At 62.2% G+C, this 11,062-nt stretch carries 8 protein-coding genes and 2 pseudogenes; 2 read left to right on the forward strand and 8 right to left on the reverse strand.

What is annotated here, in order from left to right:
• Positions 1-140: 140 nt before the first annotated feature.
• Positions 141-1,406 (forward strand): MFS transporter, encoded by a 1,266-nt coding sequence (locus tag Y88_RS18065; RefSeq protein ID WP_008071880.1) that lies wholly within the window; start codon positions 141-143, stop codon positions 1,404-1,406.
• A gap of 85 nt (positions 1,407-1,491) precedes the next feature.
• On the opposite strand, the gene Y88_RS18070 is transcribed toward Y88_RS18065, so the two are convergent.
• From Y88_RS18070 to Y88_RS18095, 6 genes are all read right to left on the reverse strand, one after another.
• Positions 1,492-3,888, reverse strand: coding sequence for a TonB-dependent receptor (locus Y88_RS18070; protein WP_008071882.1), 2,397 nt, complete (start codon positions 3,886-3,888; stop codon positions 1,492-1,494).
• Positions 3,889-3,928: 40 nt separating this feature from the next.
• Entirely contained in the window at positions 3,929-4,675 is a 747-nt protein-coding gene (locus Y88_RS18075; RefSeq protein WP_081458680.1) for a phosphatase PAP2 family protein, read from the reverse strand.
• Positions 4,676-4,787: 112 nt separating this feature from the next.
• A complete protein-coding gene (locus tag Y88_RS18080) occupies positions 4,788-6,215 on the reverse strand; it encodes a sensor histidine kinase (RefSeq protein ID WP_008071883.1) in 1,428 nt (475 codons plus the stop codon).
• Complete coding sequence (locus Y88_RS18085) at positions 6,212-6,901, reverse strand: response regulator transcription factor (protein WP_008071885.1); 690 nt, start codon at positions 6,899-6,901, stop codon at positions 6,212-6,214. The genes Y88_RS18080 and Y88_RS18085 overlap by 4 nt, the downstream gene beginning before the upstream one ends.
• A gap of 84 nt (positions 6,902-6,985) precedes the next feature.
• Positions 6,986-8,128, reverse strand: coding sequence for a glycosyltransferase (locus Y88_RS18090; protein WP_157132692.1), 1,143 nt, complete (start codon positions 8,126-8,128; stop codon positions 6,986-6,988).
• A 201-nt stretch (positions 8,129-8,329) separates the two neighbouring features.
• Positions 8,330-9,205: an acyltransferase gene (locus Y88_RS18095; RefSeq protein WP_232281139.1), complete on the reverse strand. Its 876-nt coding sequence runs from the start codon at positions 9,203-9,205 to the stop codon at positions 8,330-8,332.
• Positions 9,206-9,429: 224 nt separating this feature from the next.
• Here Y88_RS18095 and Y88_RS19035 point away from each other — a divergent pair.
• A pseudogene (locus tag Y88_RS19035) lies at positions 9,430-9,867 on the forward strand (IS3 family transposase); the annotation flags it as partial.
• Here the strand turns inward: Y88_RS19035 and Y88_RS18100 are convergent.
• Complete coding sequence (locus tag Y88_RS18100; protein WP_008071894.1) at positions 9,797-10,609, reverse strand: transglutaminase-like domain-containing protein; 813 nt, start codon at positions 10,607-10,609, stop codon at positions 9,797-9,799. The pseudogene Y88_RS19035 and the gene Y88_RS18100 sit on opposite strands and share 71 nt — an antisense overlap.
• A gap of 132 nt (positions 10,610-10,741) precedes the next feature.
• Positions 10,742-11,047 (reverse strand): annotated as a pseudogene (locus Y88_RS18105) (glycoside hydrolase family 130 protein); the annotation flags it as partial.
• Positions 11,048-11,062 lie beyond the last annotated feature (15 nt).

The raw sequence follows: 11,062 nt of genomic DNA on the forward strand, positions 1-11,062 counted from the left end.
AGCCAATTTATGAAATTGGCGAAGCGAGCCACCCCGGGGCCACGCCGAAAAAAGATCCGGGGAGGAGAGATGCCATGAACGCTTACGGGTTCGATATTGAGGCCCCAATTGCGTCTGCCGGCCCGAATTCCTTTGATCGCATGCGCGAAGACGCGGTCACGCCGGGAGATATTGCGGTCGGGGTGATCATCGGGCGGACGTCTGAATTTTTCGACTTCTTCGTCTATGCCATTGCCTCAGTTATCGTTTTTCCTAAACTGATGTTCCCTGCGCTGGCCCCGCTCGATGCCACCTTGGCCTCATTCGCGATTTTTGCACTTGCGTTCGTGGCCCGTCCGGTCGGCTCGATCTGGTTTACGGGAATCGATCAGAAGTACGGACGCGGCGTCAAATTGACGATCGCACTGGTCCTCCTGGGCGGCTCGACCGCGGCGATTTCCTTCGTTCCGGGGCGCGACTCGATCGGCGTCGAGGCGGTCTGGCTGCTGGCCCTGTTCCGACTCGGACAAGGCTTTGCCCAGGGCGGAACCTGGGACGGGCTCCCCTCGCTCCTCACGCTCAATGTCCCCGAAGGACGGCGCGGATGGTACGCGATGATCCCGCAGCTGGGCGCGCCGCTCGGCCTCATCGTCGCCAGCCTGCTGTTCGCGTTCTTCACCAGCTCGCTCGACAGTGCCGACTTCCTCGACTGGGGCTGGCGCTATCCCTTCTTCTGCGCCTTTGCGATCAATGTCGTCGCGCTCTTTGCCCGGCTGCGCATCGTCGAATCCCCCTCATTCGAAAAGCTCTATGAGGAACGCGACCTTCAGACCGAGGCGCCACTGCGCACTCTGGCAGGCGAATGGCGCACGATCGTGATCGGCGCCTTTGCCCCGCTCGCCAGCTTTGCCCTGTTCCACATGGTCACGGTTTTCCCGCTGTCGTGGGTCCACCTGTTTACCGGCGAAGACCCGACGCGCTTCCTCGTACTCGAAGCGGGAGCCGCCATGATCGGCGTGATCGCGATGGTCGCTTCGGGACAACTGGCCGACCTCTTCGGACGGCGCACGCTGCTCGCCGTGACGGCGCTCGCCATCGCGGTGTTCAGCGGCTTTGCCCCGCAGCTTCTGGCGCAGGGCGAAACCGGGGCTTTCGCCTTCCTGATGGTGGGCTTCGTCATCCTGGGCCTGAGCTTTGGCCAGTCGTCCGGCGCAGTCGCGGGCGAATTGCCGCTGCGCCATCGCTATACCGGCGCGGCGCTTACGAACGACCTTGCCTGGCTCGTCGGCGCAGGCTTTGCTCCGCTCGTGGCCCTGTGGGTTTCGGCCCATTACGGGCTACTGGCTTCGGGCGCCTATCTGCTGTCGGGGGCCCTCGCGACGCTGCTCGCCCTCTGGCTCAACCGCGAACTGGCGCGCGGGATCTAAACCACTTTCTGAAGTACTTGCTCGTCATGAAAAACCCCGGCGCGACCGAACATCGCGCCGGGGTCATCATGCATCGGAAACCGGATCAGTAGCGGACGCGCAGGTCGAACATGGCCGAACGCGGCGGCAGGAACTGGAACTGGTCGTCCACGCCATAAGTCTTGCCGTTGGAGATCTGCGTGATCGCACGGCTGTTGAAGACGTTGGAGACCGTGCCGCCCACGCGAACGCGCGAATTGATGTCATAGCCGATCGCGAATTCGCCGTTGCTGTAGGGCTTCAGGCGATAGCTGCGCGGCCCCGACCCGGCGTATTCGGTCCCGTATTGCGGCCCGGTATATTTCTGGTTGAACGAGACGCGCAAACCCTTTTGGTGCCAGATCACCCCGGCCGCCGCCGTGGTGAACGGTGCCTGCGCGATCTGCGCCCCGGCCTGCATGTTCTGCGCATAGTTGTACGACGCATTCGCGAACAGGGTCAGGCCCGAGACCGGCATCGCGCTCACCTGCCCTTCGACCCCGCGATAGTGAACGGTGCCGATATTGATGAGCGAGTTGCTGACCGCACCGGTCGAAGTGTCCTTGGCGATCTTGTTGGCGACGTTGATGACGTAGCCGTCGACGTCGACCGACACCGCCTTGCCGTGCCAGACGGTCCCGATCTGATAGTTGGTGGTGGTTTCGGGCTTGAGCGCGGCCAGATTCTGCTGCTGCACCGCCTGATCGTTGGCCGTACCCGTCGTGGTGTAAAAGCTGGACAGATCAGGGACGTACATGCCCTGCGCATACTGGCCATAGAACGACCAGCGCGGATTGACCTGCCAGTTGATCGTCGCGAACGGCAGCGTCTTGGTCCAGGTCGCCTCGGTATCGATCGGCGTGCGCGACTTCTGGTTCACCGGGCCGCTGATCGACCGGTTGAAGTGGACGTACTTGACCCCCGGCGTGATCGTGAGCCCCTCGACCGGGCGGAACTCGAATTCGCCGAAGAACTGGTACTGATGCCACTTCGAGGATTGCAGGTACGAGATGTTGGCAAGCGAAACGTCGGGCGATGTGCCGACGCCGGTCACGCTGGCGAACTTTTGGTTGTAGCTGGGCTGGCCGGTGGTGAGATCGAGATCCATGTTGTGGCGGTCGGTATCGGCATATTCGTACCAGGCGCCCACGCGCACCTTGCCGAGGCGGAACTCGTAATCGACCTGGCCAATATAGCCGAAAACGCGATACTTGTTGAGCTTGTTGTATCCAAGCATGTCGGCCGATGTCACCGCCTTGTAGGGTGAAGCCGTCGTGCCCGAACCGGTAAAGCCGGTCACGACCGTGCCGTTGTTCGCCGACAAGGTATTGTTGGTATACCCGTACATGTAGGCGCGGTTATCCATCGAGAACCCGCTGCCCAGCTTCGACTGCAACCGGATGTAGGAAAAATCCGTGGTCTTGTCGGTGCGGTTGTACTTCCAGTAATCCATCTGGCTCGGATTGTTGCTCAACCCGTAATTGCGCCCATATTGCCCGATGTTGGACGCGGCCGTACAATTGTCGGCCGAAAGCTGGGTTCCCGCGGCAAGAGCTGTCCCGCCCGTGCCACAGGTCGCCCCCTTGAGCACGTCGGACTGGTAATAGAAATTGCGGTTCCACGTGCTGAGCACGGTCAGCGTGTTGGCCGTGCCGATCGGCACGACCAGCTTGCCGAAGACGTTCTTCGAATTGACCGGAGAATACGTGAGCGCGCCGTCTGACCGCAGGAACTGTCCGCCCAGCATCAGCTTGGCCCCGCCCAAAGCATCGATCTTGCCGGTCTGGATTTCACCGCGACCGATGAACGTGCCCCAGTTCCCGCCAAGCAGTTCGCCCTGCGCGCCGAGCGTATCCTTCACCGCGCGCGAGTACATGTTGACGTTGCCGCCATACGTTGCCTGCCCCAGCTGGCTGGCATTGCCCGGACCACGGTCGACGACGATGGTTTCGATCGTGTTCGACGGAAAGAACGCGGTCGAATGGTGCGTCGGGTTGTTGGTGTCGGCAAAGGGGATCGAGTCGTAGGTGACGTTGTATTCGCCGTCCTGAAACCCGCGGATCGTGACCTTGGTCTCGCTGAAACCGGCGCCGTTGTTGTTGCCCGACAACGAAACGCTGGGCGTCAGCGCGATCAGTTCGTTGAAGTCCGAACTGGCGGCGGCATTGTCGATGAACTCGCGCGAAACCGCCGACTGCGGCTGGGTCGTCGTCAGCGAGGCCGTGATCGGCGAGGTTTCAGCCGTGCGCGATCCGGTCACGATAATGTCGGACGAGGTCAGCGACTGGCGGTCGTTGGCCTGCCCCGCAATATTGGCGGTGCTGGACTGATCGGACGAGGCCGCGGGTGCAGACGCGGCGGGAGCATCGGGCGTGGCGGAATCAGGAGTGGCGGCAAATGCCATGGCGGGCGCGACCAGACTGGTCGCGGCGAGCAGGGCCGAAAGGGCAGGCTTGCGGATCATGATGGTCTCTCGGTTCTTTGGAAAAAAGGGAAAAAGGGCCTCAGCGCGCAGGCAGTTCGGCGCGGGCGGCGGCAATCGCGGGAGCAAGGCGCGGATCGGCAAGCAGGGCCGTCGCGGCAGCAACGCCAAGGACGTGCCCGGCCTCGACATCGCTGGGGAAATGGACGGCGCAGATTTCGCGGCTGAAACCATAATCGGCCGCACGCGCGAAAATCACCGCGCTGCGTTCGGGCATCAACGCGGCCAGAACCCAGGCGGTGCTCCAGGCAAAGGCGGCGTGACCGCTGGGATAGGAGCGGTCGCTCCCCTTCCCCCCGGCCTCGCCATGACCGCAATGAGGAAGCGCGGGATCAACGGCATAAGGACGCGCGCGATGGAAGTGGCGCTTGGAAATGTCCGCCAGCGCTTCGACTTCGTCATCGACGAGATCGAGCAAGTGCGCCATTGCCGGACGATGCAACAGGTCGCGTCCGACCACCGCGTCAAAAGCGTCGGGATTTTTCTGCTCCCCGTCCTGTGCTGCGGCGGCATGGCGGACGGCAGAGGCCCTTGCCCAGAGATCGTGCAACTCGGCCATTTCGGCATGTTGCTCAACCGATCCGGCAGGCGGCGGCGCGGGCAGCACGCGATCGGGCGCAAAGACGACCGGATCGAGCCAACGCAGCGTCTTTTCCGCCTTGGCCGGCGCATCGGCGGCAAAAGCCGTTCCGCCCAGGACCAGCGCCGAGGACGCGACAAGACATGCCGCCGAGCGCACCAGCGCCACGGCGAGTGAAGGAATGGACATTTCGGAACCCCATTGGCGGCGGCCAGGACCCCCGGTCCGCCCGTCGGGAGGCGGGGTATGCCGATGCCGTGACGGTTGCGTTACAAAACCCCGTCAGCCGCCCCCGACCGACCTACATTGCAAATTTAGAATTTTCCGAAGATGCGAGCGTTTCCCCCGGATCGCCGCCAGTCCGACGCGCCGGAAAGGCAATGCGCACCTGCAATCCCGGCCCGGTTCCGCCAAGGTCGAGGTGCCCGCGATGAAACCGCACGATCGCCTGCACGATCGACAGGCCCAGGCCGCTGCCCCGCCGTCCGCCCGCCAGTCGCCCGCGTTCGAACGGGCGCAAGACGCGCAGGCATTCGTCGCGGGCAAGCCCGGGGCCATTGTCTTCCAGCGTCAGCACGACATCGTCCGCCTCTTGTCGCAGCGACAGCCGCGCCTGCGTTCCGGAAGGGGTATGCGTCGCCACGTTTTCGAGCAGATTGACCAGCATCTGGGTAATCAGCCCCGGATCGCCGTGGATCGCGGCCGGTTCGATCGGCCCCGTCACCAACACACTGCCCGCATCGGCAATCACCGGCTCCATCGTTTCGGCAATCTCGCCGACCAGATCGTCGAGCGGCAAGTCGACCATGCCTCCGCCGTGGCGCCCGCTCTCGATTTCAGCGAGCCGCAACAACGCGTCGAAAATGGCAATGATCGACGCGCATTCCCGTTCGGCCTGTTCAACGGCAAGACGACGGCGTTGCTGGGCTTCCTCCCCGTCACCCTGAGCAAGGTCGGCGGACAACAGCGAGCGCAAGCGGGTGAGCGGAGTGCGCAAGTCATGCGCGAGTGCGCTGGCAAAGTGGCGCTGGGTCTGGACCAGATCCTCCATGCGATCGAGCATGCGATTGAGACTTTGTGCCTGACGCGCGAACATGCCGTCGAGCCCGGCCATCGGCACCCGCCGCGACACGTCCCCGGCCTGCGCGATGGCATCGGCCGTCGCCTCGGTCGCGGCAAGGCGACGCGCGGTCATGCGCGCAAAAAGCCAGGTTGCCCCCAGCCCGAAGGCCATCGCCACCCCGAAGATTCCGACCACGAGATTGGGAATGAGCGCCCGTAGCCGCGCCGTCGCCTCGCTGTGCTGGACAATGACCAGCAACGAGCCATCCCCGAGCTTTTGCGCCAGAGCCCGGCCCCGCTGCCACTTGACGCCCCCACCCCGGAACAGCACGTCGGAAAAGCCGACCGGAGGATGCAGATTGATCCGCCCCGCAAGCAATCGGCCGGCCGGATCATAGAGGATGTAGGCCCGTTCGCTGATGATCTTGCGCGACTGCCAGTTGCGAATGCGCGCGGCGACTTCGACGCTGGTCGCGGCATGGCCATCCTCGGGCCGCAGGATCTTGCCGACATGATATTCGAGCGCGGAATCGATCCGCCGCTCGACCGTGCGTTCGGCCACTACGAAAACGACCGCCCCCATTGCCAGCATGGCGACGGCAAAGACCGCACCAAACATGATGAAGATGCGCCCGATCCCAGGCCATGCCGAACGGATTGCGGTCATCGGCACGCCTCTGAACGCAGGACATAGCCCGCCCCGCGCTGGGTCTCGATCGGATCGATGCCGATTTCCTGGAGTCGGGTGCGCAGCCGGCTCATGTTGCTTTCGACGATATTGGTGCCCGGGCTGAACGTGTAGCCCCAGACCTGTTCGAGCAGCATGTCGCGGGTCACCAACCGGTCGGCATGGAGCATGAGATGGGCGAGCAGCGAATAGAGCTTGCGATTGACCTGTACCGAAGCCTCGCCAAAGCAGGCGGCATGGCGCCGGGGATCGAGCCACAGCCGCCCGACATTCATGCCTTGCGCCTCTTCGGCCGCCCGCGCGGGTGCCCGGCGCGCAATGGCGTGAACCCGCGCGACCAGCTCGTCCATGTCGAACGGCTTGGTCAGATAGTCGTCCGCCCCGCCATCGAGCCCCTCGATCCGGTCCTTGACCGACCCCAGCGCGCTCAACATCAACACCGGCGGCACCGTCGTGCCCTTGCGGCGCAAGGTCGCGAGGAAGTTCAACCCATTGCCGTCGGGCAGCAGGCGATCGAGCACGATCGTGTCGAACCCGCCCTTGCGCCCATGAACAAGCGCTTCGGCCATGCCGCACGCCCAAGTCGCGGCAATCCCGGATTGGCCCAATCCCCGAACGATATGTCCGGCAATGACCGGATCGTCTTCCACCACCAGACAGCGCATTGTGCCCACCCGTTCGCTCTGTTCGAAGGGGCAATTACGACAAATTGGCGACAGTCATGTGACAGAGGGCGCAAGTCCGCTCGATCAGAACTCGCGATAGACGTCGAGATAGCGTGGGAAGACTTCGCCCGGCGCATAGGCGCGAGCATTGGCAAAACCGGCTTCACGCATGTCAGCAAGACCCGACGCCGCCTCGGCAATGATCGCAGCCGCCGACACAGGTTCCTCAGGATTGACAAGAACCGCCGCCGCCCCGGCGACACTGCGCATGGGATCCCGATCGCTGGTCACCACCGGACACCCACAAGCCTGCGCTTCCAGCACCGGCCAGCCGAACCCTTCATCCAGAGAAATGAACAGCAAAGCCTCGGCACGGCTGTAGAGCGCCAAAATATCCGCGTCGGCTGCATCGACGACGACATCGATACGATCGCGCACCGGACTTTGTGCAAGAGCATCGAGCAGGGGCTGATTGGGCGGCTTTCCGGCAAGAACCAGACGGTGCTTTGCAAAGGGCGCGGTCTTCGCCAGTTCCCCGAACAATCGCACGACGCCAGGCCGGTTCTTGTAGAACTGGTTGCCGCCGACGTGGAGGAAATAGGGGATCGCGGGATCGAGGCCGAGCGCGGCACGGCGCCTGTCGGCTTCTTCCGGCGCGACCGGAACGAAGGTTTCCGGCAGCGCATTGGGAATGAACGTGGCGGGCACATCGGGCCCGATCAGGCGGCGCAATTCCGCCAGCGTCGCCTCGGATACCGCAGTCAGACGGCGCGCACGCCGAACGCCCCGAAAGATCAGCTTTTGCAGGATACGCCCGTTGAGACCCCAGCTTTGCCCCGGCACCTCACCCAGCATGATCCGCACGGCAAACAAATCGTGACAGGTCACCAGCGTCCGCCGTCGCCCGGCAATGTCGAGGTACAGCGCATTGGAATGGTCAGCAATGTGAACGATGTCGCAAAGCCGCGAGCGAACCGCCAGAATGGCCGGAAAAATCAGAAACTTGTCGAGATATCCGAACAATTTCAGGAGACGCGGATCTTCCCCGGCAAACCGTCCGAACACCACCGGCGGCGCCGTGAAAGCGACTTTGACGCCCAGCCTGCGAAGATTGTCCGCCAGCGTCCGTCCGAACGCCTGCATCGAACGCTGCTTGTCCGGCGCATAATTGCCGACGACCAGCACCGATCGAGGTTTTCCTGCCGTCGATCCGGACAACGCGCTCATCCCCTTCGCCACTGCAGCAGGGCCGCCATGCAACGCGCCCCTTGGGTTTCGGAACCGAATTCCGGCTTCGAAAATGCCGGTCAGGTCATTTCAGGGAGTTCTTATCAAGGATGTCGGGAAATACAACATTTCCCAAGGTTTACCATAAATTCGGAGAGAGGGATCAAGTCAAGAACAGGCACCCTACAATCATGATCGCCATCAGAGAACCAATTTCGACTTCGGAAACATGGTCCGGGCCATCCACACGAAAAGCGAGGCGAACACGAACGTCAGAATGACCGTCAGATAGTTGCCGCTTCCGGAGATCGTCGAGAATATCTTCAAAAACAGGATGTGCGTCAGATAGACACCCATCATGCATTCGGCGACCGGTTGAACCACCCAGCGCCGAGGCCACCAGGCCGCCGGGGATGTGGCCGCAAGGACGGTCAGACCGATCCCAAGCGCATAAGTGTCGCTCACCCCAGGCAGATCGGCCGCGATGGCAACGACCAGCGCGCCCGCCAACGGCACCACCGCAAGCCAGGCGGCTTTCCCAACCCGAGGCGTCAGCCCCAGAACGATCCCGATCATCACCGGCGCCAAGGCATGGATCCACTGCGGAAGCGGCAACGGCCAACCCAGCGACGCCGGACGCCAGATCGAAACCGTCGCAAGCAGCAGCCCTGCACCGATCGCGCAGAGCCAGAACAGCGCCAAAGGCGGGCACCAGACCTTGGCCTTGTTGGTCAAGAGCAGAGCGACGAATATGAAAGGCAAGAACCACAGATGCTGGCTCGTCCCCATGAGGATGCCGGCAACCGGATTGCCCGCGCCGAGCACCGGAGAATGCTGGGCGACATCCTTCATCCCGTAAATTGCCATCCAGAAGGCCCAGGGCGCAAGCAGCGTGCGCGCCAGTTGCCCCACCGATCGCGGCCTGCCCCAGTTGTAGCGAACGTCGACCATCGGCGACAGGATCAGGAACACGATCAGGCCGGCATAGGCAAGGTTATGGAAGGGCGCGTTCGAATGATAGGCAACGATCCCGAACGCCGCCAGAATCCTGAGCGTTTCGATCGCCTGGTTCCGCACCGGCTTCCTCGACGCGACACTTTCGCCCGCCAGGACTTCGCCCCCACTCTCACCCAATGATATTGAAGCCACGCCAAGCTCCACCGCCCCGAACACCCGCCGCGCACCTTAATATAACGCCGACCGATTGCCTAGGCGGCGTGCATGAGACACTGGCCTGCTGCCGGTTTGGCCTGCTGCGGGTTTGATGGACACCGAGATAAGGTGTTTTCATCGAACAGAGAGCACAAGGCTGGCTCTATGTCGCGGCGGTCATTGACCTGTTCTCGCGCCGTGTCGTGGGCTGGTCGATGAGCGCGACCATGACGGCTCAACTGGTTGCGGATGCCATGATGATGGCCATCTGGCGCCGGGGCAAACCCGATGCCTTGCTGCATCATTCGGATCAGGGCAGCCAATATACCAGTGAGCAGTTCCAGCGCCTGACGCAGGATTATGGTGTGACCTGCTCCATGAGCCGATCGGGCAATTGCTGGGATAACGCGGCGATGGAGAGCTTCTTCTCCTCCCCCAAGACCGAACGGGGCCGCAAGAAGGTCTATCGGTCACGCGATCAGGCCAGACAGCGCACCATACAACAGATACTCCCACCTATCCCAGCCGATCCTTGTCAGTATATATTTCAAAGCGGGAAAGGGTCACGAGGCCAAAGGTGGTGGTGAGCGCTGCATCGGCCGCATCGCGCCCCCGCGCCATCAAAATGCGCCCGCGGCGGGGGAAATTATGGCGCGCGTCAAACACATACCAGTGCCCACCCAGCCATACCTCGAACCACGCAGAAAAATCCATATCGCCCATGATCGCGGGCAAATCCATATCGCCCAAATAGCCGGTGCAATAGCGCGCGGGAATGTTCATGCAGCGGCACAGCGTGATCGCCAGATGCGCATAGTCTCGGCAGACGCCGGTGCGCTCGTGAAACACATCCCACGCGGTCTTGGTCGGGCGAGCGGCCATATAGTCGAAATAAATCGCGTCATGGACATAATCGACGATCGCCTGCACCAGCCCCCAACCCTGCGGCACATGCCCAAACAGGCCCCATGCCATTTCCATCAGGCGGTCTGTCTCGCAATAACGGCTGCCGAGCAGATACTGAAGCACGTCATCGGGCAATTCGGCCAACGATGCCTGCCGGGCATGAATGTCCACCCGATCGGGTTCGAAAGAATCCTCGATCACAAAGCCGCAGGAAATCGTGAGGCCGCCTGCCGGCATGGTCAACCGGGTGCAGATATTGCCGAAACCATCGACATAATCATACAGCGACACATCGGGCGTGGTGAAGATACGCTGCGCTGTGCGCAGATCCTTGTTGCGCGATGTGTGAACGCTCAGCTTGGCCAGCATCGGAACAGGATGCTCGCAGGTAAAACCGATATCGTATCCGGCGCGGATCAACATGCTGAGTGACTTTCATCGGAGGGCAGATCTGTCGGCTTGTATCCAGGCCACCACGCCGGAAATACAGCAAGGCGTAATTTACAAAATATCATCCCGTTAACACGCAAAAAACGGCCTCACATTCGCCATGCTTCAAGCGCCATCAACAGCACCCCCTTGAATCAACAGATCGACAAGGGCCGCAATATTTACCGTCGCCATGGTCGAGAACGTATCGGAAATCGCATAGGGCAGAACGATCCGGTCACCAAATTTCATGGCCCCGCAGGAATAGACGATATTGGGTACATAGCCTTCGCGCTCGGACTTTTCAGGCTTCACGAGCGGAACGCGCGAACGACCAATCACCCGGCTGGGATCCTTCTTGTCCAGAAGCACAGCGCCGATCGAATAGCGCCGTACCGGTCCCACGCCATGGGTAAACAACAGCCAGCCCTCGTCTAGTTTGACCTA

It is taken from the genome of Novosphingobium nitrogenifigens DSM 19370, assembly GCF_000192575.1.
Classification (GTDB): Bacteria; Pseudomonadota; Alphaproteobacteria; order Sphingomonadales; family Sphingomonadaceae; genus Novosphingobium; species Novosphingobium nitrogenifigens.

What these genes read in the sequence shown, in the direction of transcription:
- Y88_RS18085 (WP_008071885.1), bottom strand. Translation starts at nt 6,901, where the DNA reads ATGCGCTGTCTGGTGGTGGAAGACGATCCGGTCATTGCCGGACATATC.
- Y88_RS18090 (WP_157132692.1), bottom strand. Translation starts at nt 8,128, where the DNA reads ATGAGCGCGTTGTCCGGATCGACGGCAGGAAAACCTCGATCGGTGCTG.
- Y88_RS18065 (WP_008071880.1), top strand. Translation starts at nt 141, where the DNA reads ATGCGCGAAGACGCGGTCACGCCGGGAGATATTGCGGTCGGGGTGATC.
- Y88_RS18100 (WP_008071894.1), bottom strand. Translation starts at nt 10,609, where the DNA reads ATGTTGATCCGCGCCGGATACGATATCGGTTTTACCTGCGAGCATCCT.
- Y88_RS18070 (WP_008071882.1), bottom strand. Translation starts at nt 3,888, where the DNA reads ATGATCCGCAAGCCTGCCCTTTCGGCCCTGCTCGCCGCGACCAGTCTG.
- Y88_RS18075 (WP_081458680.1), bottom strand. Translation starts at nt 4,675, where the DNA reads ATGTCCATTCCTTCACTCGCCGTGGCGCTGGTGCGCTCGGCGGCATGT.
- Y88_RS18080 (WP_008071883.1), bottom strand. Translation starts at nt 6,215, where the DNA reads ATGACCGCAATCCGTTCGGCATGGCCTGGGATCGGGCGCATCTTCATC.